This window comes from Pseudomonas sp. MOIL14HWK12:I1, assembly GCF_000510705.1.
GTDB lineage: Bacteria > Pseudomonadota > Gammaproteobacteria > Pseudomonadales > Pseudomonadaceae > Chryseomonas > Chryseomonas oryzihabitans.
The window spans coordinates 270,511-295,138 of the sequence record NZ_KI783308.1 but is presented as its reverse complement, the minus strand read 5'-3'; the positions used below and the strand labels follow the sequence as shown (position 1 = coordinate 295,138).

22 protein-coding genes are annotated in these 24,628 nt (G+C 64.4%); 4 read left to right on the top strand and 18 right to left on the bottom strand.

Going from position 1 to position 24,628, the window contains the following annotated elements:
- Positions 1–48: 48 nt before the first annotated feature.
- The 15 genes from rnhB to rpsB all read right to left on the bottom strand — a co-directional run bounded on the left by rnhB (position 49) and on the right by rpsB (position 14,553).
- On the bottom strand, positions 49–684 hold the full coding sequence (gene rnhB / locus PSEK12I1_RS0119005; RefSeq protein WP_007159480.1) for a ribonuclease HII: 636 nt from the start codon (positions 682–684) through the stop codon (positions 49–51).
- Entirely contained in the window at positions 684–1,811 is a 1,128-nt protein-coding gene (gene lpxB, locus PSEK12I1_RS0119000; protein WP_177323768.1) for a lipid-A-disaccharide synthase, read from the bottom strand. The genes rnhB and lpxB overlap by 1 nt, the downstream gene beginning before the upstream one ends.
- A gap of 16 nt (positions 1,812–1,827) precedes the next feature.
- Positions 1,828–2,604 (bottom strand): acyl-ACP--UDP-N-acetylglucosamine O-acyltransferase, encoded by a 777-nt coding sequence (gene lpxA / locus PSEK12I1_RS0118995; RefSeq protein ID WP_007159482.1) that lies wholly within the window; start codon positions 2,602–2,604, stop codon positions 1,828–1,830.
- The gene (gene fabZ / locus PSEK12I1_RS0118990; RefSeq protein ID WP_007159483.1) at positions 2,601–3,041 is read right to left on the bottom strand and encodes a 3-hydroxyacyl-ACP dehydratase FabZ; all 441 of its coding nucleotides are present in this window, start codon (positions 3,039–3,041) and stop codon (positions 2,601–2,603) included. Before fabZ ends, lpxA begins: the two co-directional genes overlap by 4 nt.
- A 45-nt stretch (positions 3,042–3,086) precedes the next feature.
- On the bottom strand, positions 3,087–4,160 hold the full coding sequence (gene lpxD, locus PSEK12I1_RS0118985) for a UDP-3-O-(3-hydroxymyristoyl)glucosamine N-acyltransferase (protein WP_037007208.1): 1,074 nt from the start codon (positions 4,158–4,160) through the stop codon (positions 3,087–3,089).
- Complete coding sequence (locus PSEK12I1_RS0118980; RefSeq protein ID WP_027602576.1) at positions 4,160–4,663, bottom strand: OmpH family outer membrane protein; 504 nt, start codon at positions 4,661–4,663, stop codon at positions 4,160–4,162. Before PSEK12I1_RS0118980 ends, lpxD begins: the two co-directional genes overlap by 1 nt.
- 38 nt (positions 4,664–4,701) lie before the next feature.
- Positions 4,702–7,071 carry an outer membrane protein assembly factor BamA gene (gene bamA / locus PSEK12I1_RS0118975; RefSeq protein ID WP_027602575.1) on the bottom strand — a complete coding sequence of 790 codons (2,370 nt, stop codon included), beginning with the start codon at positions 7,069–7,071 and terminating at the stop codon, positions 4,702–4,704.
- Positions 7,072–7,144: 73 nt separating this feature from the next.
- Positions 7,145–8,497, bottom strand: coding sequence for a sigma E protease regulator RseP (gene rseP / locus PSEK12I1_RS0118970; RefSeq protein ID WP_027597076.1), 1,353 nt, complete (start codon positions 8,495–8,497; stop codon positions 7,145–7,147).
- Positions 8,498–8,563: 66 nt separating this feature from the next.
- A complete protein-coding gene (gene ispC, locus PSEK12I1_RS0118965; protein WP_027602574.1) occupies positions 8,564–9,745 on the bottom strand; it encodes a 1-deoxy-D-xylulose-5-phosphate reductoisomerase in 1,182 nt (393 codons plus the stop codon).
- Positions 9,742–10,557 carry a phosphatidate cytidylyltransferase gene (locus PSEK12I1_RS0118960; RefSeq protein WP_027602573.1) on the bottom strand — a complete coding sequence of 272 codons (816 nt, stop codon included), beginning with the start codon at positions 10,555–10,557 and terminating at the stop codon, positions 9,742–9,744. Before PSEK12I1_RS0118960 ends, ispC begins: the two co-directional genes overlap by 4 nt.
- Positions 10,557–11,306: a polyprenyl diphosphate synthase gene (gene uppS / locus PSEK12I1_RS0118955; protein ID WP_027602572.1), complete on the bottom strand. Its 750-nt coding sequence runs from the start codon at positions 11,304–11,306 to the stop codon at positions 10,557–10,559. Before uppS ends, PSEK12I1_RS0118960 begins: the two co-directional genes overlap by 1 nt.
- Before the next feature lie 18 nt (positions 11,307–11,324).
- Positions 11,325–11,882, bottom strand: coding sequence for a ribosome recycling factor (gene frr, locus PSEK12I1_RS0118950; protein ID WP_007159491.1), 558 nt, complete (start codon positions 11,880–11,882; stop codon positions 11,325–11,327).
- Complete coding sequence (gene pyrH, locus PSEK12I1_RS0118945; protein ID WP_007159492.1) at positions 11,879–12,622, bottom strand: UMP kinase; 744 nt, start codon at positions 12,620–12,622, stop codon at positions 11,879–11,881. Before pyrH ends, frr begins: the two co-directional genes overlap by 4 nt.
- A gap of 192 nt (positions 12,623–12,814) precedes the next feature.
- Positions 12,815–13,684, bottom strand: coding sequence for a translation elongation factor Ts (gene tsf, locus PSEK12I1_RS0118940; protein WP_007159493.1), 870 nt, complete (start codon positions 13,682–13,684; stop codon positions 12,815–12,817).
- Between the two features lie 131 nt (positions 13,685–13,815).
- Positions 13,816–14,553, bottom strand: a complete 738-nt coding sequence (gene rpsB / locus PSEK12I1_RS0118935; RefSeq protein WP_007159494.1) for a 30S ribosomal protein S2 — start codon at positions 14,551–14,553, stop codon at positions 13,816–13,818.
- 286 nt (positions 14,554–14,839) lie between these two features.
- On the opposite strand from rpsB, the gene map reads away from it, so the two are divergent.
- The 3 genes from map to dapC are packed head-to-tail and all read left to right on the top strand — an operon-like array spanning position 14,840 to position 19,565.
- Entirely contained in the window at positions 14,840–15,622 is a 783-nt protein-coding gene (map, locus tag PSEK12I1_RS0118930) for a type I methionyl aminopeptidase (protein WP_007159495.1), read from the top strand.
- 10 nt (positions 15,623–15,632) lie between these two features.
- The gene (locus tag PSEK12I1_RS0118925; protein WP_027602571.1) at positions 15,633–18,332 is read left to right on the top strand and encodes a [protein-PII] uridylyltransferase; all 2,700 of its coding nucleotides are present in this window, start codon (positions 15,633–15,635) and stop codon (positions 18,330–18,332) included.
- Positions 18,333–18,371: 39 nt separating this feature from the next.
- Entirely contained in the window at positions 18,372–19,565 is a 1,194-nt protein-coding gene (gene dapC / locus PSEK12I1_RS0118920; protein ID WP_027602570.1) for a succinyldiaminopimelate transaminase, read from the top strand.
- Here dapC and PSEK12I1_RS0118915 read toward each other — a convergent pair.
- Positions 19,562–21,196, bottom strand: coding sequence for a Na+/H+ antiporter (locus tag PSEK12I1_RS0118915; RefSeq protein ID WP_007159498.1), 1,635 nt, complete (start codon positions 21,194–21,196; stop codon positions 19,562–19,564). The genes dapC and PSEK12I1_RS0118915 overlap by 4 nt on opposite strands.
- A gap of 211 nt (positions 21,197–21,407) precedes the next feature.
- On the opposite strand from PSEK12I1_RS0118915, the gene PSEK12I1_RS0118910 reads away from it, so the two are divergent.
- A complete protein-coding gene (locus PSEK12I1_RS0118910) occupies positions 21,408–21,725 on the top strand; it encodes a hypothetical protein (protein ID WP_027602569.1) in 318 nt (105 codons plus the stop codon).
- Between the two features lie 50 nt (positions 21,726–21,775).
- Here PSEK12I1_RS0118910 and cysN read toward each other — a convergent pair whose 3' ends face one another.
- Positions 21,776–23,674 (bottom strand): sulfate adenylyltransferase subunit CysN, encoded by a 1,899-nt coding sequence (gene cysN, locus PSEK12I1_RS0118905; protein WP_027602568.1) that lies wholly within the window; start codon positions 23,672–23,674, stop codon positions 21,776–21,778.
- A gap of 1 nt (position 23,675) precedes the next feature.
- Positions 23,676–24,593, bottom strand: a complete 918-nt coding sequence (cysD, locus tag PSEK12I1_RS0118900; RefSeq protein ID WP_007159501.1) for a sulfate adenylyltransferase subunit CysD — start codon at positions 24,591–24,593, stop codon at positions 23,676–23,678.
- Positions 24,594–24,628 lie beyond the last annotated feature (35 nt).

The window sequence follows — 24,628 nt, the reverse complement described above, 5'->3', positions numbered from 1 at the left end:
GAGATTGTACTGGATTGTCGACCCGGGGTCAGAACGCCGCGACGGCCGTCAGTAGGTGGCGATGATCTGGGTGGAGGCCTGGGTCTCGAGGGCGTGCCAGGCATCGCGCACCGGCGCGAAGGAGCGCCGGTGAATGGGCGTGGGCCCCAGGCGCCGGAGCGCGTCGAGATGTTCGGCGGTGGGATAGCCCTTGTGCCCGGCCAGGCCATAGCCCGGATAGAGGGCATCCAGCACCTGCATCTCGCGATCGCGGGTCACCTTGGCCAGGATGGACGCCGCGGCGATCGCCGGGACCTGGCTGTCGCCCTTCACTACCGGCGCACTAGGCACCGCCAGCTTGGGACAGCGATTGCCATCGATCAGGGCCAGCCGCGGCTGCACCTGGAGGCCTTCCACCGCGCGCTGCATGGCCAGCATGGTGGCGTGCAGGATGTTCAGCCGGTCGATCTCGGCGACCTCGGCGCGGGCCACGCACCAGGCCAGGGCCTTTTCCTGGATCTCGTCGAACAGGGCTTCGCGGCGCGCCAGCGACAGCTTCTTCGAATCGTTCAGGCCGAGGATGGGCTTGCCCGGATCGAGGATCACCGCGGCGGTGACCACGGCGCCGCACAGCGGACCGCGACCGACTTCGTCGACCCCGGCGACCAGCGCCTCGACCAGGTTGAAATCCAAGCCCAGTTGCATCAGCCACGCTGCCGCAGGAGATCCAGCACGGCAGCGGCCGCCTGGACCGAGGCATCGCGCCTCAGGCTGTGATGAATGGCGGCGAAGCTGTCGGTCTGCTGCTGCGGCTGCTCCAGCAGCGGCAGGAGTTCGGCCACCAGCCGCTCCGGCGTCGCCTCGTGCTGGATCAGCTCGGGCACCAGCTTGCGCCCGGCCAGGAGGTTGGGCAGCGAGATGTAGGGACTCTTCACCAGCTGCTTGAGGATCAGATAGGTCAGCGGGGCCACCCGATAGGCCACCACCATGGGTCTCTTGAACAGCAGCGTCTCCAGGGTCGCGGTGCCCGAGGCGATCAGCACGCCATCACAGGCGGCCAGCACCTCATGGGAACGCCCATCGGTCAGCAGCAGCGGCAGCGGCGGCCGGCCTTCCAGCAACTGCTCCACCTGGGCCCGCCGCGCGGCATTGGCACAGGGCAGGACGAAGCGCACACCAGGACGTACGGCCAGCAACTGGGCGGCAGCGTCGAGGAACAGCGCACCCAGGCGCCCTACTTCACCGCCGCGACTGCCCGGCAACAGGGCGACGACCTGCCCCTCTTCCGGCAAGCCCAGGGCCTGCCGGGCGGCCAGGCGGTCGCTGTCCAGGGGAATGGTATCGGCCAGTGGATGGCCGACGAAGCGCACCGGCACCTGCTGTTCTTCGTAGAAACGCGCCTCGAAGGGAAACAGGGTCAGCATCAGGTCGCAGCCGTCGCGGATCTTCAGCACCCGCTTCTGTCGCCAGGCCCAGACCGAGGGACTGACATAGTGCACGGCCGGAATGCCGGCGCGATGCAGCTGGGCTTCGATCTCGAGGACGAAATCCGGGGCGTCGATGCCGATGAAGACATCGGGACGGGCGTCGAGCAACTGACTGATCAGCGCCTTGCGTCGACCCAGGAGTTCCCGCAGGCGGCCGAGCACCTCGACCAGCCCCATGACCGCCAGACGCTCCATGGGAAATTCGGACACCAGCCCTTCAGCTTCCATCCGCGGACCGCCCACGCCCATGAAGAAGATATTCGGATGCTGCGCACGCAGCGCCTGCATCAGACCGGCGCCGAGCAGATCACCCGAGGCCTCTCCCGCCACCAGCGCCACACGCAGAGGGCGCTGGGCGAACTCAGCGGGTGATGCCACGCGTCGCACTCAGGATGGAATCGCGGAACACCGCCACTTCGGGAAACTGCTGAGCCACCGGTTCCAGCTCGCGCAGGGCGTCATCGACAGTCAGACCCTGGCGGTAGACCACCTTGTAGGCGCGGCGCAATTCCTTGATGGCTTCGGCCGAGAAACCCCGGCGGCGCATGCCTTCGAAGTTCATGCTGCGGGCTTCGGCCGGATTGCCGAACACCGTGACATAGGCCGGTACGTCCTTGCCGATGGCCGTGCCCATCCCGGAAAAGCTGTGGGCGCCGATGCGGCAGAACTGATGCACCAGGGTATAGCCGGACAGGATCGCCCAGTCGTCGACGTGCACGTGCCCGGCGAGGGCCGTGTTGTTGACCAGGATGCAGTGATTGCCGATCACGCTGTCATGGCCGATGTGCACATAGGCCATCAGCAGGTTGTGATCGCCAAGGGTCGTCTCTTCCCGATCCTGCACGGTACCGCGATGGATGGTGACCCCTTCGCGGATGGTGTTGTGATCGCCGATCCGCAGCCGGGTCGGTTCACCCTGATACTTGAGGTCGGGCGTATCCTCGCCGATCGACGAGAACTGGAAGATACGGTTGTGACGCCCGATCACGGTCGGACCCTTGAGGATGACGTGAGGCCCGATGACGGTCCCCTCGCCAATCTCGACATCCGGTCCGATGATCGACCAGGGGCCGACCTGGACATCGGCGGCGAGCCGTGCCTTGGGGTCGACGATAGCCCTGGGGTCAATCAACGTCATAGCTTGCGTTCCGCACAGATGATTTCAGCCGAGCAGACCGGCTTGTCGTCCACACTGGCGTGGCATTCGAATTTCCAGATGCCGCGCTTGGTGCTGATGAAGCGAGCGTCGAGCATCAGCTGATCGCCCGGTGTCACCGGCTGGCGAAACCGCAGCTTATCCGATCCGACGAAGTAGTACAGGGTGCCATCGGCCGGCGAGGAATTCATCATCTTGAAGCCGAGCACGCCGGCAGCCTGGGCCATGGCCTCGACGATCAGCACGCCCGGCATGATCGGGTGCTGGGGGAAGTGGCCGGTGAAGAAGGGCTCGTTGATGCTGACGTTCTTGTAGGCACGAATGCGCTTGGCTTCGATATCCAGCTCCAGCACGCGATCCACCAATAGAAAGGGATAGCGATGCGGGAGATATTCACGGATCTCGTTGATGTCCATCATGGTCGGGGAAGGCCTGTTCAGAAAGGGGAAACATCCGATGCAGAATCAAGCATCAGAAGCAGCGTCATCCCGCGAGGTCACGGTAGCAACGATTTTTTCCAGATGTTGCAGACGGCGGGCCATGTCGTCGAGGTGACGAATCCGCGCGGCGCTCTTCTTCCATTCGCCGGCCGGCTGCATGGCCGTACCGGAGGAATAGGCGCCGGGCTCGGTAATCGAGCGGGTCACCATGGTCATACCGGTGACGAACACGTGGTCGCACACCTCGATATGACCGACCATGCCCACGCCGCCGGCGATGGTGCAGTGTTTGCCGATCTTGGTGCTGCCAGAGATGCCGACGCAGGCGGCCATGGCGGTGTGCTCACCGACCTGGACGTTGTGCGCGATCATGATCTGGTTGTCGAGCTTCACGCCATTGCTGATGACCGTGTTCGCCAGGGCGCCTCGGTCGATGGTGGTGTTGGCGCCGATCTCGACGTCGTCGCCGATCAGTACGCCACCCAGCTGGGCGATCTTCTGCCACTGGCCGCGCTCGTTGGCGAAGCCGAAGCCCTCGGCGCCGATCACGGCACCCGATTGCACCACGGCACGCTCGCCGATGGTCACGTCATGATAGAGCGTGACCCGCGGTGCCAGCCAGCTGTCGGCACCGATGACGCTGCGCGCACCCACCACGCAGTGGGCGCCCAGACTGACACCGGCGCCGATGCGCGCCTGGGCCTCGATCACCACGTAGGGACCAATGGCCGCCGTCGGATCGACCTGGGCATCCGCCGCGACCAGCGCGGTGGGATGGATACCGGCTGCGCTGCGCGGCTTGCGATCGAACAGATGGGAAAGGCGCGCATAGGCCAGATAGGGATTCACCAGGATCAGGGCGTCACCGGCGTAGCCGTCGGCGTCCTTTTCCGTCAGCAGCACGGCCCCGGCCTGGGTGTCGGCCAGGTAGCGGCGGTACTGCGGATTGGCGAGAAAACTCAACTGCTCAGGACCGGCCTCGGGCAGGGTAGCCAGACCGGTCACCAGGCGCTCGGACGAACCGCGTAACTCCACGGTCAACTGGCGGCTTTCCAGCCACTGCGCCAGTTCGCCCAGCGTAAAGGTGCTATGGCTCATCAACGACCCGCGTTCATGCGCTCGATGACCTGGCGCGTGATGTCGAACTGCGGCTTCACGTCCACCACGGCGCCACGCTCCAGCACCAGATCGTAATCACCCTTTTTCAGCACCTCTTCCACGGCCTTGTCCAGGCGCGGCTTGAGCAGCTTGAGCATGTCGCGATCCGAGGCCGCCTTGGCGTCGTTGAGTTCCTTGGACTGGAACTGGAAGTCACGGGCCTTCTGGCGGAAGTCGTTCTCCAGGCGGGTGCGCTCGGCCTGGGCCATCTTGTCACCGCCCTTGTTGAGCTTGTCCTGGATGTCCTTGGCGGAGCTTTCCAGACCCTTGAGCTTGTTCAGCTGGGGACCGAACTTCTTCTCGGAATCCACCGCGTACTTCTTGGCGGCGTCGGATTCCAGCAGGGCCATCTGGTAGTTCAGGACAGCGATCTTGGTATCGGCGAACACCGGAGCGGCGACGAGAACGGCAGCGAACAGAGCGTAACGGGTGTACTTGTGCACAGTTGACTCCTGCGTAAAGCGCAAAGGTGTAGCCTGGGTCAGAACGTCTGACCCAGCGAGAACTGGAAGACCTGCGGATCGGAGTTGCTCGGCTTCTTGACCGGCACGCCCAGGCTGAAGCTCAGCGGACCGAGGGCGGTAACCCAGGTCACACCGACGCCGACGGAACTGGCCATATTGGAGAAGCTGACGTCGCCGCAATTCTGCGTGCTGCTCAGGTAGCACTTGGTGCTGAACACATTGCCCACGTCCCAGAACAGCACGGTACGCAGGGACTTCTGGTCCTTCACGAAGGGCAAGGGGAACAGGTATTCCACACCGCCGGTAATCAGGACATTGCCACCGAAGGCTTCGTCGTTGTCACGATCACGATAGCCCTGGCCTTGATCGGCATATCTCGGACTCGGACTGGGCGGCGTGGTCCGCGGACCCAGGCTGCTATCCTCGAAACCCCGTACCGAGTTGAAGCCACCGGCGTAGTAGTTCTCGTAGAACGGCAGGCCATCGGTGCTGCCATAGCCGTCGCCGTAACCCAGCTCGGTATGGAAGCGCAGCGCCGTATTGTCGGTCAGCGGGGTGAACAGCTGGCCGCGATAGTCGAGCTTGTAGAAGCTCAGGTCGCTGCCCGGGATGGTGATCTGGCCGGTCAGGCTCTGGGAGGCCCCACGGGTCGGCAGGACGCCACGGTTCAGCGTCGAGCTCGACCAGCCGATGCTGGCCTTGAAGTTGGTGAAATTGTCCCCCTCGCGCTGGACGAAATCATAGATCTCGTCGGCGCTGTAGGTACCCGGATTGATCTCGTCTTTCTGCACGCTCAGACCATAGGTCAGGCGCGAGGTCTCGCTGATCGGATAGCCCAGGGTGACACCGGTACCCAGGCTGTTGATCGAGTAGTAGGAGACGTCACTGTCGTACAGTTTGCTGTAGTCGGTGCTGCGATAGAAGATGTTGTAGCCCAAGCTCACGCCATCCGGCGTGAAGTAGGGATCGGTGAAGCTGAAGTTGTAGCGGCTCTGGTACTGGGAACGGGTCAGACCGATGCTGACCTGGTTGCCGGTACCCAGGAAGTTGTTCTGGCTGATGGAGCCACCCAGGATCAGACCGGCGCTCTGGGCGAAGCCGATGCTGGCGGTGATGGAGCCCGACGGCTGCTCTTCGACGTTGTAGTTGACGTCGACCATGTCGTCGGTACCGGGTACCTGGGGCGTCTCGACCTTGACTTCCTTGAAGTAGCCCAGGCGCTCGAGGCGGGTCTTGGACTGGTCGATGAGATAGGTGGAGGCCCAACCGCCCTCCATCTGGCGCATCTCGCGACGCAGCACCTCGTCCTCGGTCTTGGTGTTGCCGCGGAAGTTGATGCGGTTGACGTAAGCACGCTTGCCCGGATCGACCATATAGGTGAGGGACACGCTGTGGTCGTCGTCATGGGGCTCGGGCAGGCCGTTGACGTTGGCGAAGGTATAGCCTTCGTTGCCCAGCCGGCGGGTGATCAGGTCCGAGGTGCTGGTCATGACCTTGCGCGAGAAGACCTGGCCCGGCTGGACCAGCATCAGTTTGCGCAGCTCTTCCTCCGGCACCTTGAGGTCGCCGGACAGCTTGACTTCACGAACGGTGTACTTCTGCCCTTCGTTGACATTGACCGTGATGTAGACGTGCTTCTTGTCGGGCGTAATGGACACCTGGGTCGAGGTGATGTCCATGTTGATATAGCCGCGGTCCAGGTAATAGGAGCGCAGGCGCTCGAGGTCACCCGCCAACTTTTCCCGGGAGTACTTGTCATCGTTGCGGAAGAACGACAGCCAGTTGCTCGGCTTGAGCTCGAACAGCGAGGTCAGGTCATCCTCGGCGAAGACCGTGTTGCCCACCACGTTGACGTGGGAGATGGTCGCCACCTCGCCTTCGTTGATGGTGATCTTCAGCTGCACCCGATTACGGGGCTGCGGCACCACCTCGGCGTCGATGCTGGCGGAGTAGCGACCCTGGGCGACGTACTGGCGCAGCAGTTCGTTGCGCACGCCTTCCAGCGTCGCGCGCTGGAAGATCTCGCCTTCGGCGAGACCGGCCTGCTTGAGACCCTTCATCAGGTCGTCGCTGGAGATCGCCTTGTTGCCTTCCAGGGTGATGCTGGAAATGGAGGGACGCTCGACCAGGTTCACGACCAGGACGTTGCCGTCACGACCCAGCTGGATGTCCTGGAAGAATCCGGTACGGAAGAGCGAGCGGGAGGCTTCGGCCAACTTGTTGTCGTCGACGGATTCGCCGACGTTGAGCGGCAGGGCACCGAAGACGCTGCCGGACGATACTCGTTGCAGTCCGTTGACGCGGATATCGGAGATGGTGAAGGACTCGGCGTGTACCTCGCCGATCATCAGCGCGGCTATTACCGCAGGTAGCAGCAGGCGTTTCATGAGTCCCTTTTATTCCAACTGGCAAATAAAGAATCTGCCGCACGGGGCGGCAGATTCGGCAATCAGCAGAGTGTCAGAGGCGACCGAGGTCATTGACCAAGGCCAGCAGCATCACACCCACGACGAGGCTAATACCGATCTGCATGCCCCATGTCTGTACACGCTCGGACAAGGGCCGCCCGCGAATCCACTCGACGAAGTAGAAGACCAGATGACCGCCGTCGAGCACAGGGATAGGCAACAGATTCAGAACCCCCAGGCTTATGCTCAGGTACGCCAGAAAATTGAGGAAATCCCCCAGGCCTGACTGAGCTGAAGCGCCCGCCACTTTAGCAATGGTTATCGGCCCGCTCAAGTTTTTTACCGACAGCTCTCCCAAGAGCATCTTCTTCAGGGAAACCAGCGTCAGCACGCTCATCTGCCAGGTTCGGCTGATACCTTCGCCCACGGCCGCCACGGGTCCGTAGCTGATTTCGCGAACCATTTCCGCTGGCCACTTGACCGGCGCCACACCCGCGCCGAGGTAACCGGTCTCGGCGCTATCGACGCGCCGCGCGCCCAGGCGCAGGGACAGCTCGCGTCGCTGACCCTCGCGCTCATAGCTCACCTTGACCTGCTGATCCGGGTGCGCCCGCACCCAGTCCACGGCCTGCTGCCAGTCACCGATGGGCGTATCGTTCAGGGCGATGAGGCGATCACCCGCCTGGAGGCCGGCGGCTTTCGCCGGACCGGCCGGATCCAGCTCGGCGAAGATGGCCGGAATCTGCGGCCGCCAGGGTTTGAGACCCAGCGCCTGGATCGGGTCCGGATCTTCCGCGCCGCGCAGCCAGCCGTCGAGCTGGATGACCGTGCTCTGCTCGGCAGTGGTGCCCGGGATCCGGTAGCTCAGGCGTAGCGGACCGCTTTCGCCCAGGCGATCGACCAGGCGCAGATTGACCGCCGACCAGCTGTCTACCGCCGCGTCATCGACCGCGGTCAGTTCGGCGCCCGCCGGGATACCCGCGGTGGCAGCCAGGGTATCAGGCGTGACCGATCCCACCACCGGACGCGGCTGCTGGGAGCCGAGCATGGCCAGCACCCAGAAGAACAGGATGGCGAGCAGGAAGTTGGCGATCGGACCGGCGGCGACGATGGCGATGCGCTGGCGTACCGTCTTGCGATTGAAGGCGGCATGCTGTTCTTCAGGCGCCACCGGCGCTTCGCGCTCGTCCAGCATCTTGACGTAGCCGCCCAGCGGGATCGCGGCCACCACGAATTCGGTGCCCTGGCGATCGTGCCAGCGCAGCAGCGGTTTGCCGAAGCCAACGGAGAAGCGCAGGACCTTGACGCCGCAACGGCGCGCCGTCCAGAAATGGCCATACTCGTGGATGGTCACCAGGACGCCCAGGGCGATCAGGGTTCCCAGAATCGTATAAAGGATGGACATTGGCTGCCTCCGCTACCTCAGTGTGCAGATTCTGCGGACTCGCAGGCCAGGTGTCGAGGCGCGGGATCAGCGTCTCGACAGCCACTCCCGAGCCAGCTGCCGAGCGGTGCTGTCGGCCGCGAAGACCGTGTCGAGATCGCTGGCCGGACATGGCTCGACAGCCTTGAGCACCGCTTCGATCAGCTGCGGGATCTCGGTAAAGCCCAGTCGCCCCTCGAGAAAGGCCTCGACGGCGACCTCGTTGGCCGCATTCAGCGTAGCCGGCATGCAACCACCCGCCTGAGCCGCCTCCCGCGCCAGCCGCAGGCAGGGAAAGCGCTCTTCGTCGGGCCGCTCGAAGTCGAGCCGGCCGATCTCGAACAGGTCCAGCGCCGCGACACCGGAGTCGATGCGCTCGGGCCAGGCCAGGGCGTGGGCGATAGGGGTGCGCATGTCGGGATTGCCCAGCTGGGCCAGCACCGAGCCATCCACGTAGTCCACCAGCGAATGAATCACGCTCTGGGGATGGATGACCACCTCGACCTGCTCCGGCGTCGCCTCGAACAGCCAGCAGGCTTCGATCAGCTCCAGCCCCTTGTTCATCAGGGTCGCGGAGTCCACCGAAATCTTGCGCCCCATGGACCACTTGGGATGGGCACAGGCCTGATCCGGCGTCACCCCGGTCAGTTGTTCGGCCGGCGTCTCGCGGAACGGGCCGCCCGAAGCGGTGAGCAGGATGCGTCTTACGCCCTTGCGGGCCAGGCCGGGCGTCGCCGGATCGGCCAGGCACTGGAAGATGGCATTGTGCTCACTGTCGATGGGCAGCAGGGTCGCGCCACTGGCCTGCACGGCCTCGATGAAGAGCGCGCCGCTCATGACCAGGGCTTCCTTGTTGGCCAGCAGTACGCGCTTGCCGGCCTTGACCGCCGCCAGGGTGGGCTTCAGACCCGCCGCGCCGACGATGGCCGCCATGACGGTATCTACCCGGGGATGGGCCGCGATGGCCTCCAGGCCACCCTCCCCCACCAGGATCTCTGGGCGGGCTTCAGCCCCTTGCAGCAAAGCGGTCAGCTGCTCGGCGGACGCCTGATCCGGCACGGCTGCATAGACCGGCTGGAAACGCCGGCAGAGGTCTGCCAGCTCGCTCAGCCGACGATGCCCGCTGAGGGCGAAGATGCGATAGCGATCGGGATACCGGGCCACGACATCCAGGGTGCTGGCGCCGATAGAGCCCGTCGCACCCAGGACACAAAGCTGCTGGAGACTCACTGGACACCCCAGCCGGCCCACCAGAGCAGCAGGGCGAACAGCGGTACGGCGGCCGTGAGGCTGTCGATGCGATCCAGCACGCCACCGTGCCCCGGCAGCAACTGGCTGCTGTCCTTGAGCCCGGCCTGACGCTTGAACATGCTTTCGGTGAGATCACCCACTACCGAGATCAGCACCACGCAGGCGGCGCCGATAAGTGCCTGCAGGAGGTCGCCCAGGCCCCAGCCACGGACCAGACCGAGCACCAGAGTAGCCACCAGCGCGGCGGCCAGGCCGCCATAGAGACCTTCCCAGCTCTTGCCCGGACTCACGGCCGGCGCCAGCTTGCGCTTGCCGAAGGCCCGCCCGGAAAAATAGGCGAAGATGTCGGCCAGCCACACCAGCATCATCACTTCGAGAATCAGCAGATTGCCACCCGGTGCCGCCTTGAGCAGCATCAGCCCCTGCCAGGCCGGGACCAGCACCACCAGACCGATCAGCAGGCGCCGCCAGGAGGCCTGCCAGGCGCGAGCGCTGTCGGGATAGGTAAGCACCAGCACAGTCGCATAGAGCCACCAGGCCAGACTGATGAACAGCAGGCCATGGGCACCGGCGGGGAGCCAACAGCAGAGCAGCAGCGCCAGAGCGACCACGGCGGCATAGGCGCAACGCAGCGGCTGGGCTTCCAGACCCGCCAGCCGCGCCCATTCCCAGGCGCCCAGGACCACGACCGCACCGATGAACAGGGCGAAAGCCGCCCCTTCCAGCCAGAAAAATCCGGCCAGGGCGATGGGCAGGAGCACCATCGCCGTGATAACTCGCTGCTTCAGCATTAGGCGCGTAGCTCCGCTTCCACCTGTTCGCAGGTCCGGCCAAACCGCCGCTGGCGGGTGGCAAAGTCCGCCAGGGCGGCGTGCATGGCCTCGTGCTTGAAGTCCGGCCAGAACAGGTCGGAGAAATACAGCTCGGCATAGGCGATCTGCCAGAGCAGGAAGTTGCTGACCCGACGCTCGCCACCGGTGCGGATGCACAGGTCGGGCAGCGGCAGGTCGGCGGTCGCCAGACAGCCTTGCAGCAGCTCCGGCGTGATCTCACCCGGCTGCAGCGACCCCTGCTGGACCCGCGCCGCCAGCTGCTGGGCGGCCTGGGTGATATCCCACTGCCCCCCGTAGTTGGCGGCGATCTGCAGCACGAACCGGGTGTGATGGGCAGTGAGCGCCTCGACTTCCGCCATGGCCGCCTGCAGTTCCGGATGGAACAGCGAACGATCGCCGATGATGCGCAGCCGGATGCCATTCTGGTGCAGCTTCTTCGCCTCCCGCCGCAGGGCGGACAGGAAGAGCTCCATCAGGGCGCCGACCTCGTCGGCCGGACGCCGCCAGTTCTCGCTGGAAAAGGCGAACAGCGTCAGTACCTCGACGCCCGCATCGCCGCACACCTCGATGACCGCGCGCACGGCGTCCACTCCGGCCTTGTGACCGGCGACGCCCGGCAGCAACCGACGGCGCGCCCAGCGATTGTTCCCATCCATGATGATCGCCACGTGACGCGGCACCACCTTGCCTGGCTTGCTCATGCCCATGTTACGTCCCAACCGTTGTCAAACAGCCATCAAGTCGGCTTCCTTGGCCTCCAGAGCCTTGTCCACCTCGGCGACGAATTTATCAGTCAGCTTCTGGACTTCGTCCTGAGCGCGACGATCCTCGTCTTCACTGATTTCCTTTTCCTTGAGCAGATCCTTGAGCTGAGCCAGGGCATCGCGACGGATGTTGCGCACGGAAACCCGCGCCTGCTCGGCCTCGGCACGCGCCTGCTTGGTGAAGCCCTTGCGGGTCTCTTCGGTCAGCGCCGGCATCGGTACGCGAATGGTGGTACCGGCGGTGGCCGGATTGAGACCCAGGTCGGAGGTCATGATGGCCTTCTCGACCGCCTGGATCATGCTCTTGTCGAACACGCTCAGGGCCAGGGTTCGCGAATCCTCGACGGTGACGTTGGCCACCTGACGCAGCGGGGTGTCGCTGCCGTAGTAGGACACCATGACGCTATCCAGGATGCTCGGATGAGCGCGTCCGGTACGGATCTTGGCAAAGGCGTGGCCCAGGGCTTCCAGGGTCTTGGTCATGCGCGTCTGCGCATCCTTCTTGATCTCGTTGATCATGCTGCTCCCTCCTCGATCAGGGTGCCCTCACCACCGCCCACCACGATATTGAGCAGGGCGCCGGGCTTGTTCATGTTGAAAACCCGCAGGGGCATGCTGTGGTCACGGCAGAGACAGATGGCCGTGAGATCCATGACACCCAGCTTGCGGTCGAGCACCTCGTCGTAGGTCAGGCGCTCGAATTTTTCGGCATTGGGATCCTTGAAGGGATCGGCCGTGTATACACCATCCACCTTGGTGGCCTTGAGCACCAGGTCGGCCTCGACCTCGATGGCGCGCAGGCAGGCGGCGGAATCGGTGGTGAAGAAGGGGTTGCCGGTACCGGCGGAGAAGATGACGACTTCGCCATCCTTCAGCTGACGCAGGGCCTTGCGCCGATCGTACTGATCGGTCACGCCGACCATGGAGATGGCGGACATCACCGTGGCGGGAATGTTGGAACGCTCCAGGGCGTCGCGCATCGCCAGGGCATTCATCACCGTGGCCAGCATGCCCATGTGGTCACCGGTCACCCGATCCATACCGGCAGCGGACAAGGCCGCGCCGCGGAACAGATTGCCACCGCCGATCACCAGACCGACCTGGACACCGATACCTACCAGCTGGCCGATCTCCAGCGACATGCGATCCAGCACCTTCGGATCGATCCCGAAGTCTTCACTTCCCATCAGGGCTTCGCCACTGAGCTTCAGCAGAATACGCTTGTAACGGGGTTGGCGACCACTCATCTGCTGTGCCATTCACTCTCTCCTGTGGCGATGAACATGTGCGGGGGATTTTGATCCAGCGATAGGAAAGCGCAACCGCAGTTGCGTTCACTCCAATCGGCAAAAAACTCCTTGGAAGAGCAGAAATCAGACCTGCCTTCCAATTTGACAAAGAGGCCGCGCGCTCGAAGCGGGCGGCCTCCTGGTCAACGGCAGATGCCGGGCTTACTGCTTGCTGGCAGCCAGCTGGGCAGCCACTTCGGCAGCGAAGTCGACTTCGGCCTTCTCGATGCCTTCGCCCACTTCGTAACGCACGAAGGAGACGATTTCGGCGCCGGCTTTCTTGGCCAGTTCACCGACCTTGACTTCCGGATCCTTGATGAAGGGCTGCTCAACCAGGCTGGCTTCGGCCAGGAACTTGTTGATACGACCCTTGACCATGTTCTCCACGATGTTTTCCGGCTTGCCGGCGATCTTGTCGGCGTTCAGCGCCAGGAAGATTTCCTTTTCTTTGGCGACAGCTTCTTCGGAAACCTGGGAGGGATTCAGGAACTGGGGATTGCTCGCCGCGACGTGCATGGCGATTTCCTTGGCCAGCTCGGCGGTGCCACCCTGCAGGGTAACGACCACACCGATGCGGTGACCGTGGAGGTAGGCGCCAACGACATCGCCTTCGACACGGGTCAGACGACGGATGTTGACGTTCTCGCCGCACTTGGCGACCAGGGCCTCACGGGCGGCTTCCTGAGCGGCGATCAGCGGAGCGGCATCGCTCATCTTCTCGGCGAAGGCCTTGTCCAGGCTGGCGGCGACGAAGCCCTTGAAGTCGTCCTGCAGAGCCAGGAAATCGGTCTGGGAGTTGACTTCGATGATGACGGCAGCCTTGTGGTCGTCAGCGACCTTGACCGCGATGGAGCCTTCGGCAGCCACGTTACCGGCTTTCTTGGCGGCCTTGATGGCGCCAGCGGCACGCATGTCGTCGATGGCTTTCTCGATGTCGCCACCGGCAGCGGCCAGGGCCTTCTTGCAATCCATCATGCCTTGGCCGGTGCGCTCGCGCAGTTCTTTGACCAGGGCTGCAGTGATTTCTGCCATGTTTGAAATCCTCTTGAATCGGTTTCGAGGTCACTCCGCACGGAGACGGAGCCAATGAAACGCCAGTAGGCAAAAAGGGGGCTAGGCCCCCTTCTCGCACGTCGAACCGCTCGACCCTAGGGTCGACCTGCTCAGCCCTCGACGGCTTCAGCAGCGGTTTCTTCGACGAATTGCTCGTTGGCACCGCCGTTGTTGCCGCCACGGATCACGGCATCAGCAACGCTGCTCAGGTACAGCTGAACGGCGCGGAAGGCGTCGTCGTTGCCGGGGATGACGTAGTCAACGCCTTCCGGGCTGCTGTTGGTATCGACTACGCCGATGACCGGGATACCCAGCTTGTTGGCTTCGGTGATGGCGATGCGCTCGTGGTCGACGTCGACGACGAACAGGGCATCCGGCAGACCGCCCATGTCCTTGATACCACCCAGGCTGCGCTCGAGCTTCTCGAGGTCGCGGGTGCGCATCAGGGCTTCTTTCTTGGTCAGCTTGTCGAAAGTACCGTCCTGGGACTGGACTTCCAGATCGCGCAGACGCTTGATCGAGGCACGGATGGTCTTGTAGTTGGTGAGCATGCCGCCCAACCAGCGATGGTCGACGAAGGGCTGACCGCAACGAGCGGCTTCTTCGCGAACGATCTTGCCGGCGGAACGCTTGGTGCCGACGAACAGGATCTTGTTCTTGCCGGAAGCCAGGCGCTCAACGAAGGTCAGGGCCTCGTTGAACATCGGCAGGGTCTTTTCGAGGTTGATGATGTGGATCTTGTTGCGCGCGCCGAAGATGTACTTGCCCATCTTCGGGTTCCAGTAACGGGTTTGGTGGCCGAAATGCACGCCGGCTTTCAGCATGTCACGCATGGAGACTTGAGACATTTAGATGTTCCTCGTAGTCGGGTTGGGCCTCCACGCATCCCAATGACCAACTTCCCATCGGGAAGCACCCAGGTCATCGTGTCGATGCGTGTGTGGGGTTAGGAGCGCTAAAGGGCGGAGCCCCGAAAAAGCGCGCGACTTTATATCACGCCTTGCCGGATACCACCAGCGGCGATTGCCGGACACCGGAGATCCGGGGCCGCGCCGGTGACCACAGTGCGGGCGCCGGCTCTGATAGAATAGCGGATCGAAAGCTGACACCCGGCGTGATACCTAGAGATTTCCGATGACCGTCATCCTCAAGACCCCTGAAGACATCGCCAAGATGCGCATCGCCGGCCAACTGGCCGCCGAGGTGCTCGAAATGCTGGACGAGCACGTGCGTCCCGGCATCACCACCGAAGAACTGGATCGACTGGCCCACGACTATATCGTCAACGTGCAGCAGGCCATCCCCGCCCCGCTGAACTACAAGGGCTATCCCAAATCCATCTGCACCTCGCTCAACCACGTGGTCTGCCACGGCATTCCCAATGACAAGCCGCTCAAGAGCGGCGACATCATGAACGTGGACATCACCGTGATCAAAGACGGCTACCACGGCGACACCAGCAAGATGTACCTGGTGGGCGACGTGCCCGAGTGGGCCGAGCGCCTCTGCCAGATCACCCAGGAATGCCTCTACAAGGGCATCGACCTGGTCCGCCCCGGGGCGCGCCTGGGCGATATCGGCGAGGTCATCCAGAAGCACGCCGAGAAGAACGGCTTCTCGGTGGTTCGCGAATACTGCGGCCACGGCATCGGCAAGGGCTTCCACGAAGAGCCGCAGGTGGTGCACTACGGTCGCGCCGGCACGGGCCTGGAGCTGCAGGCCGGGATGATCTTCACCATCGAGCCGATGATCAACCAGGGCCGCTACGAGACCCGCCTGCTGGGCGATGGCTGGACCGCCATCACCAAGGACCGCAAGCTGTCCGCGCAGTGGGAGCACACGGTGCTGGTCACCGAACAGGGTTACGAGATCCTGACCCTCAGAAAGGACGAAACCTTTCCCCGCGTTTCTGCGTGAGTGAGCGCCCATGCCCCAGGTCGATTCGGAGTTGTTCGACGCCGGCCAGTTCCAGGCTGAGCTTTCGCTGAAAGCCAGCCCCATCGCGGCCTTCAAGAAATTCATCCGGGCCGCGAACGCCACCCTCGATGCCCGCTTCCTGGCCGGGCGCAGCGTGCGCCGGCTGGTCGAGGATCGCGCCTGGTTCATCGACCAGATGCTGATCGCGGCCTGGAGTCGCTTCAGTTGGCCGGACGATGGCATCGCCCTGCTCGCGGTGGGCGGCTATGGCCGTGGCGAACTGCATCCGCACTCGGACATCGACCTGCTCATCCTGCTCGCCGAAGAAGAGCAGGAGCGTTTCCGCGATTCCATCGAAGGCTTCCTGACCCTGCTGTGGGACGTGGGCCTGGCCGTGGGGCAGAGCGTCAGATCCCTGCGCGAGTGCACTACCGAGGCGCTGGCCGATCTGACGGTGATCACCAACCTGATGGAAAGCCGTACCCTCGCCGGCCCCGAGCACCTGCGCCAGGCGATGCTGGCGGCCACCAGTGTCGAGCACCTCTGGCCGGGACGGGCCTTCTACCTGGCCAAGCGTGCCGAGCAGAGCGCCCGACACGCCAAGTACAACGACACCGAGTACAACCTGGAACCCAACGTCAAGGGTTCCCCGGGCGGCCTGCGCGACATCCAGACGCTGCTGTGGATCGCCCGGCGGCAATTCGGCACCCTCAATCTGCAGGCCCTGGTGGGCCAGGGCTTTCTCACCGAGAGCGAGTGCAGCCTGCTGATCTCCGCCCAGGAATACCTGTGGAAGGTCCGCTATGCCCTGCACATGCTGGCCGGTCGCCCGGAGGATCGCCTGCTGTTCGACCATCAGCGGCGCATCGCCAACCTGCTCGGCTACGAGGACAACGACGCCAAGCTGGCGGTCGAGCGCTTCATGCAGAAGTACTACCGGGTGGTGATGGACGTCTCCCAGCTCAGCGACGTGGTGATGCAGCACTTCGAGGAAGTGAATCTGCGCGACGAGCAGCTGCCCGCCGCGGTGACGCCGCTCAACAACAGATTCCAGATCCGCAACGGCTATCTGGAGGTGGTGCATCCGCAGGTGTTCCTGCGCACCCCCTTCGCCCTGATGGAGCTGTTCGTCCTGCTGGCGCAGAATCCGGCGATCAAGGGGCCCAGCGCCGGCACCATCCGCCTGTTGCGCGACAGCCGCCACCTGATCGACGACGCCTTCCGCCAGGACATTCGCAACACCAGCCTGTTCATCGAACTGCTCAAGAGCGAATCCGGCATCCATCGCAATCTGCGGCGGATGAATCGCTACGGACTGCTGGGGCTCTACCTGCCCGAATTCGGCCAGATCGTCGGCCAGATGCAGCATGACCTCTTCCACATCTATACGGTGGACGCCCACACCCTCAATCTCATCAAGCACCTGCGCAAAATGAGCTACGACGTCCTGGCGGAAAAGTATCCGCTGGCGACGCGGGTGATCCACAAGCTGCCCAAGCCGGAGCTGATCTACATCGCCGGTCTCTACCACGACATCGCCAAGGGCCGTGGCGGCGATCACTCGGAACTGGGGGCGGAAGACGTGGAAGCCTTCGGTCGCCGTCACCAGCTGCCGGAGTGGGACACCCGCCTGGTCAGCTGGCTGGTGCGCAACCACCTGGTGATGTCCACCACCGCCCAGCGCAAGGACCTCTCCGATCCCCAGGTGATCCACGACTTCGCCCTGACGGTGGGCGACCACACCCATCTCGACTACCTGTACGTCCTCACCGTGGCCGACATCACCGCGACCAATCCGTCGCTGTGGAATTCCTGGCGCGCCACCCTGCTGCGGCAGCTGTACACCGAGACCAAGCGCGCCCTGCGTCGTGGCCTGGAGAATCCGGTCAATCGCGAAGAGCAGATCCGCAGCACCCAGCAATCGGCCCTCGATACCCTGATGCGTCGCGGCATCGATGCCGATGACGCCGAGCAGCTGTGGTCGCAGCTGGGTGACACCTACTTCCTGCGGCATACCGCGCTGGATGTCGCCTGGCACACCGAGGCCATCCTCGGCCACGGCGATACCGCCGAGCCCCTGGTGCTGATCCGCGAGACCACCCAGCGTGACTCCGAAGGCGGCACCCAGATCTTCATCTATGCCGCGGACCAGCACGACTTCTTCGCGGTGACCGTGGCGGTGATGGACCAGCTCAACCTGAACATTCAGGACGCGCGCATCATCACCTCCACCAGCCAGTTCACCCTGGACACCTACATCGTGCTGGATACCGACGGAGGCTCCATCGGCAACAACCCCGCGCGCATCGCCCAGATCCGCGGCGGCCTGATCGAGGCGCTCAAGCATCCCGAGGAATACCCGAGCATCATCAACCGGCGCGTGACCCGCCAGCTCAAGCATTTCGCCTTCTCGCCCCAGGTGAACATCTATACCGACACCATGCGCTCGGCGAGCCTGATCGAGCTGACGGCGCCGGATCGCCCCGGTCTGCTGGCACGGGTGGGCCGCATCTTCCTCGACTTCGACCTGTCCGTGCTCAACGCCAAGATCGCCACCCTCGGCGAGCGCGTGGAAGACGTCTTCTACGTCACCGACGCCGATGGCCGTCCGTTGGCGGATCCCGGTCTGTGCAGCGCCCTGCAGCAAGCCCTGATCAAGCAGCTGGGCGAGCCGGACAGCCAGACGCCACTCAGCCGCATCAGCATCTAGCTCCCTGATCTAACGCCTCGAACGAAGGACCACCCGACGATGAATCCCACCCTCGACCTGCTGCAGCCCTACCCGTTCGAGAAGCTGCGCGCCCTCCTCGCTGGCGTGACCCCGCCGGCGGCGCTCAAGCCGATTCCGCTGTCGATCGGCGAGCCCAAGCATCCGTCCCCCGCCTTCGTCGCCGAGGCGCTGACGGCGAATCTGGATCAGCTGGCGGTCTATCCGACCACCCTCGGCATCGCCGAGCTGCGCGAGGCCATCGCCAGCTGGGCTGGCCAGCGCTTTGGCGTACCGGCCGGCTGGCTGGATCCGGCGCGTCATGTGCTGCCGGTGACCGGCACCCGGGAGGCGCTGTTTTCCTTTACCCAGGCGGTGGTGGATCGCAGCCAGGCCGGCCTGGTGCTGAGCCCCAACCCCTTCTACCAGATCTACGAAGGCGCGGCCCTGCTGGCCGGCGCCGAGCCGCACTACCTGCCATGCCTGGCGGACAAGGGTTTCAATCCCGATTTCGACAGCGTGCCGGACGAGGTCTGGCAGCGCTGCCAGTTGCTGTTCCTCTGTTCGCCCGGCAATCCCACCGGCGCCCTGCTGCCGGTGGCCACGCTGAAAAAGCTCATCGCCCTGGCCGATCGCCACGACTTCGTGATCGCCGCCGACGAGTGCTACAGCGAACTCTATTTCGACGAAGCCAGCCCGCCGCCCGGCCTGCTGACCGCCTGCGCCGAACTGGGGCGCACCGACTTCGCCCGTTGCGTGGTGTTCCACAGCCTGTCCAAGCGCTCCAACCTGCCGGGCATGAGATCCGGCTTCGTCGCCGGCGATGCCGCCATCCTCAAGCGCTTCCTGCTCTATCGCACCTACCACGGCTGCGCCATGCCGGTGCAGGTGCAGAAGGCCAGCGCCGTGGCCTGGCGCGATGAAGCCCATGTCCGCGAGAACCGCGAACTCTATCGGCAGAAGTTCGCCGCCGTGCTGGACATCCTGCAGGGCAGCCTGGAGGTGTCACTGCCGGACGGTGGTTTCTATCTCTGGGCCAGGACGCCGGGCGATGACGAAGCCTTCGCTCGCGATCTGTTCGCCCGCGAACACGTGACCGTGGTGCCGGGTTCCTACCTGTCGCGGGAAGTCGCGGGCGTCAATCCGGGTGCCGGACGGATCCGCATGGCCCTGGTCGCCCCTCTGGCCGAATGCGTGGAAGCGGCAGAGCGCATCCGCCGCTTCTGTCAGGGCTAGCGGTTACCCTGATCGCGCATCAGCGCGGTCTCCTGGATATCGAGCTCGCGCAGGAATTCGGTGACCACCAGGTCATCGATCACGCCGGCGATACGCAGCCGATAGAGTTCACGGCGCTGGGCACGGATGGCGAGCAGGCGCAGCTCGCCATCCAGGGTGTCCCGCAGACGTGCCAGCGAACGGGCATCCTCGCTGTCATCGGCGGAACTCAGCTCGTCACGGAACTCGGCGATGATGCCGGCCTTGATCTCCGCCTGCAGCGCCGCCCGCGCCGGCTCGTCGGCATCGCTGGACTCCACGTCTTCCAGTGCCGTGATGGCGGCGCGGGCGGCGTTGATCCGCACTTCGCAGCGTTCCCGCTCAAGCAGGTCGTTGGATTGCTCCGGCAGCCGCGCCAGCAGCAGCGGAATACCGATGCTCGCCACCACCAGTGACAGCAGAATCACCCCGGCGGCGATGAATACCAGGACGTCACGCAGGGGAAAGGGCGTGCCATCCGAGAGCAGCAGCGGCAGCGACAGCACACCGGCCAGGGTCACGGCGCCGCGCACCCCGCTGAGGGAGGCGATGGCGGCGATCAGGCGCGGATCGCCCGCGATGGTCATGGGTCCGCTGCCAGGCTGGGTCAGGTGCCAATAGCCGAGGATGACCCCGAAGCGGATGGCCATGATCACCAGATAGGCACCCAGCACATAGAGCGTCAGCCAGCCCGCGGCCGGCCAGAGCGCCTGGGAGGCCGGCAGCGCGGCCGCCAGGATGTCCGGCAGTTGCAGCCCCAGGATCAGGAACACCAGGCCGTTGAAGGCGAATTCCACCAGTCCCCAGACGCTGTGGTTGAGCAACCGGGTGGCGGTCTGCCGGGGCAGCATGTCGACCCGGCTCTGCATCATCCCGGCGGCCACGGCGGACAGGATGCCGGAAACGCCCAGTCGCTCCGCCAGCACATAGGCAGCGAAGGGCAGCAACAGCATGAAGACCACATGGGGCGCGGCGTCGCTCCAGCCGCGCTTCACCACCATCCAGGCGCGCGCCCGCCCGACCAGCCAGCTCAGCACGCCACCGACCAGCACGCCGCCCACTGCGACGATGACGAATTCCAGGCTGGCCTGGCTCAGCGAAAAGGCGCCGGTCAGGGCCGCCGCCACGGCGAACTTGAAGGTCACCAGACCCGAGGCGTCGTTGAGCAGGGCCTCGCCCTGGATCACGTGCAGCAGGGCGCTGGGCAGCCGGCCACGGACGATGCTGGACACCGCCACGGCATCGGTGGGCGACAGCACCGCCGCCAGGGCGAAGGCCACCGCCCAGGGCAGGTGCAGCATCCAGTGCAGGAACCAGCCGGCACCCAGCACCGTGAGGAACACCAGGCCGAAGGCCAGGACGAAGATTGGTCGACGCAGCCGCCAGAATTCGCGCTTGGGCATGCGCCAGCCATCGGAGAACAGCAGCGCCGGGATGAACAGCAGCAGGAAGAGTTCCGGGTCCAGGGCCACGTGCAGCCCCAGGGTGGGCCAGGCGAGCAAGGCGCCGACCACCACCTGGATCAGCGGCAGCGGGATGGGAATCAGATGGGCGCTGAGTCGGGTGGCACCCACCATCAGCAAGAGGATCAGAGCGGTATAAAGAATCTGCACGGTGGTCTCGTGGTCAGGGCACCGGTCGCGGTGCCAGATACAGGAGATGCATCCCGCGGGAGTTGGGACACGTCGACCTCGAGTTGTTGGGACTGATGTCCCCGGATTTGGTTTTACCCAAACTTTACCCGAGGCGATCTAGGCGACTGGCCACCGTTGCGGTCTGATAGACATACCCGGTTTCATTTCCCCGGGTCGCAGGAGAAAGATCATGCTACGTCGCATCACTCAAGTCGTGGTGCTTGCCGGTTGCCTCGCCATCGCCGGTCAGGCGTCCGCCCACGGTCGTGGCCCCGGTCCGGCCTTTCTCGGTGCCGTAGTGGGCGCCGTGGTCGGCGGAGCCATCGTCTCCCATTCCTACGCCCGCGAGCCGGTCTATGTCGAAGGCCCCCCGTCGCCTCCGCCGCCGCGCGTGGTCTACTACGAGCCGGCACCGGTCTACGAATATCGCGTGGTGGAACCCCGCCCGGTGTACTACGGCCCGCCGCCCGGCGCCTACTACTACTACGGCCCGCCACCGCGCTGGTAAGGCCCATGAAAAACCCCGCCTCTCGGCGGGTTTTTTCATGGCTGGACGCCCTAGACCACCTGGCGCCGACGCAGGACGTCGAGGATCTGCTGGACCCCCTCCTCCACCGACAGCTGCTCGGTGTCGATCACCAGATCGGCATCTTCCGGTGCATCGTAGGCGAAGGAGATACCCGGGATGTTGTCGCCACCGGCGGCATAGAGACCCTGGGGATCACGCTCGGCGCAGGCCTTGGGCGACGCCTTGACGTGCACGGTCAGCAGACGCTCGGCACCGATCAGCGCCTGGGCCTGGGCACGGCCCTCGGCATCCGGCGCGACAAAGGCTGCCAGGGCGATCAGACCCGCTTCGTTGAACTGGCGGGCTACCTGGGCGGCACGCAACCAATTCTCGCGACGCCCGGCGCGATCCTGTGGCAGACCCTTATTCAGGTCGTGGCGCAGATTCTGACCGTCCAGCACGAAGACCGCACGACCGGCATCGAACAGGCGACGCTCCAGGGCATAGGCCAGGGTGGTCTTGCCGGCGCCGGAAAGGCCGGTGAAGAGCACGGTGCTGGGCTGCTGACCGAAGCGCGCGGCCCGCTCGCTGGTGCCGACGTGCAGCTGGTGCGCGCCCTGGCCATGACCGCCCCTGCCCACCGGGTCGGCGATGATCATGCCGGCACCGACGGTGCCATTGGTCAGGCGATCGATGACGATGAAGGCGCCGGTGGTGCGGTTGACGCCATAGCCATCCAGGGCGATGGACGCATCGAGAGCCACCTTGACCCGGGCGATCTCGTTGAGCTTGAGCTCGCTGGCGGCGCCACGTTCCAGGGTATTGACGTCAACCGTGTGCACGATGCTCGGCAGCGAGCCGGGCACGTAGCTGGTGGCGCGCTTGATGTCGTACTTCTTGCCGGGCCGCATGGGTTCTTCGGCCATCCACACCAGCATGGCCTCGAAGCTGTCGGTGACCTGGGGACGGTTGTCGGCATGCACCAGGACGTCGCCCCGGGAGATGTCGATCTCGTCTTCCATGGTCAGGGTCACCGCCTGGCCAGGTCCGGCCTGCTCCAGCTCGCCTTCGTAGGTGACGATGGACTTGATGCGGCTGCCCTTGCCCGACGGCAGGACCACCACGGCATCGCCCTTGGTGACCACGCCCGAAGCCAGGGTTCCGGCGAAGCCGCGGAAGTTGAGGTTGGGCCGGTTGACGTACTGCACCGGGAAGCGCAGATCGTCGAGATTGCGATCCGCGGCGATCTCCACGGTCTCGAGGATTTCCATCAGCGGCTTGCCGCTGTACCAGGGCGTCTGCTCGCTGCGATTCACCACGTTGTCGCCCTTGAGCGCCGACATGGGCACGAAGTGGATGTCCTTGGCGTTGAGGTCGATGCGCTGGGCGAAAGCCAGGTAGTCGTCCTTGATGCGCTCGAACACCGCCTCGTTGAAGCCCAGCAGGTCCATCTTGTTGATGGCGACCACGATGTGCTTGATGCCCAGCAGCGAAGCGATGTAGCTGTGCCGGCGGGTCTGGGTCTGGATGCCGTGACGGGCGTCGACCAGGATGATCGCCAGGTCGCAGGTGGAAGCCCCGGTGGCCATGTTGCGGGTGTACTGCTCATGGCCGGGGGTATCGGCGATGATGAACTTGCGCTTGGCGGTGGAGAAGTAGCGGTAGGCCACGTCGATGGTGATGCCCTGCTCGCGCTCGGCCTGCAGGCCGTCCACCAGCAGCGCCAGATCGACCTCTTCGCCGGTGGTGCCGACCTTCTTGGAATCGCGGGTGATGGCTTCCAGGTGATCCTCGTAGATCATCTTGGAATCGTGCAGCAGGCGCCCGATCAGGGTGCTCTTGCCGTCGTCGACGTTGCCGCAGGTGAGGAAGCGCAGCAGCTCCTTGCGTTCGTGCTGTGCGAGGTAGGCCAGGATGTCCTGGCCGATCAGATCGGATTGGTGCGACATCTTAGAAATACCCCTGACGTTTCTTCTCTTCCATGGATCCGGCGCCATCGTGGTCGATGACCCGGCCCTGGCGTTCGGAGGTGCGGGTGAGCAGCATCTCCTGGATGATGTCCGTCAGCGTGGTCGCCTGGGACTCCACCGCGCCGGTCAGGGGGTAGCAGCCAAGGGTACGGAAGCGCACCTGGCGCTTGTGGATGCGGGCCTTCTCTTCGGGCGAGAGGTGCTCGAGGATACGGTCGTCGTCGATCATGAGCAGGGTGCCGTTCTTCTCGATCACCTCGCGCTCGGCGGCGAAGTACAGCGGCACGATCGGGATGCCTTCGAGGTAGATGTACTGCCAGATGTCCAGCTCAGTCCAGTTCGACAGCGGGAAGACGCGGATCGACTCGCCCTTGTTGGTCTTGCCGTTGTAGATGTTCCACAACTCGGGACGCTGGTTCTTGGGATCCCAGCGGTGCTTGCTGTCCCGGAAGGAGTAGACGCGCTCCTTGGCGCGGGACTTCTCCTCGTCGCGGCGGGCACCGCCGAAGGCGGCGTCGAAGCCGTACTTGTCCAGCGCCTGCTTGAGGCCCTGGGTCTTCATGATGTCGGTGTGCTTGGCACTGCCATGGGTGAAGGGGTTGATGCCCTGGGCGACCCCTTCCGGATTCTTGTGCACCAGCAGATCGAGGCCCATGTCGGCGACCATGCGATCGCGGAATTCGTACATGGCCTGGAATTTCCAGCCGGTGTCCACGTGGAGTACCGGGAACGGCAGCTTGCCGGGAAAGAAGGCCTTGCGGGCCAGGTGCAGCATCACGGCCGAATCCTTGCCGATGGAATACAGCATGACCGGATTGTCGAACTCGGCGGCCACTTCACGGATGATGTGGATGCTTTCCGCCTCAAGCTGTTTGAGGTGCGTCTGTTTGTCGAGCATGGCTACTCACGATTGCAGAAAGGTGGCCTAGGAGA

Coding starts and splice junctions, on each gene's coding strand:
- rnhB (WP_007159480.1), bottom strand. CDS start 684: ATGCAACTGGGCTTGGATTTCAACCTGGTCGAGGCGCTGGTCGCCGGG.
- lpxA (WP_007159482.1), bottom strand. CDS start 2,604: ATGACGTTGATTGACCCCAGGGCTATCGTCGACCCCAAGGCACGGCTC.
- fabZ (WP_007159483.1), bottom strand. CDS start 3,041: ATGATGGACATCAACGAGATCCGTGAATATCTCCCGCATCGCTATCCC.
- lpxD (WP_037007208.1), bottom strand. CDS start 4,160: ATGAGCCATAGCACCTTTACGCTGGGCGAACTGGCGCAGTGGCTGGAA.
- bamA (WP_027602575.1), bottom strand. CDS start 7,071: ATGAAACGCCTGCTGCTACCTGCGGTAATAGCCGCGCTGATGATCGGC.
- rseP (WP_027597076.1), bottom strand. CDS start 8,497: ATGTCCATCCTTTATACGATTCTGGGAACCCTGATCGCCCTGGGCGTC.
- PSEK12I1_RS0118960 (WP_027602573.1), bottom strand. CDS start 10,557: ATGCTGAAGCAGCGAGTTATCACGGCGATGGTGCTCCTGCCCATCGCC.
- uppS (WP_027602572.1), bottom strand. CDS start 11,306: ATGGGCATGAGCAAGCCAGGCAAGGTGGTGCCGCGTCACGTGGCGATC.
- frr (WP_007159491.1), bottom strand. CDS start 11,882: ATGATCAACGAGATCAAGAAGGATGCGCAGACGCGCATGACCAAGACC.
- pyrH (WP_007159492.1), bottom strand. CDS start 12,622: ATGGCACAGCAGATGAGTGGTCGCCAACCCCGTTACAAGCGTATTCTG.
- tsf (WP_007159493.1), bottom strand. CDS start 13,684: ATGGCAGAAATCACTGCAGCCCTGGTCAAAGAACTGCGCGAGCGCACC.
- rpsB (WP_007159494.1), bottom strand. CDS start 14,553: ATGTCTCAAGTCTCCATGCGTGACATGCTGAAAGCCGGCGTGCATTTC.
- map (WP_007159495.1), top strand. CDS start 14,840: ATGACCGTCATCCTCAAGACCCCTGAAGACATCGCCAAGATGCGCATC.
- PSEK12I1_RS0118925 (WP_027602571.1), top strand. CDS start 15,633: ATGCCCCAGGTCGATTCGGAGTTGTTCGACGCCGGCCAGTTCCAGGCT.
- dapC (WP_027602570.1), top strand. CDS start 18,372: ATGAATCCCACCCTCGACCTGCTGCAGCCCTACCCGTTCGAGAAGCTG.
- PSEK12I1_RS0118910 (WP_027602569.1), top strand. CDS start 21,408: ATGCTACGTCGCATCACTCAAGTCGTGGTGCTTGCCGGTTGCCTCGCC.
- cysN (WP_027602568.1), bottom strand. CDS start 23,674: ATGTCGCACCAATCCGATCTGATCGGCCAGGACATCCTGGCCTACCTC.
- cysD (WP_007159501.1), bottom strand. CDS start 24,593: ATGCTCGACAAACAGACGCACCTCAAACAGCTTGAGGCGGAAAGCATC.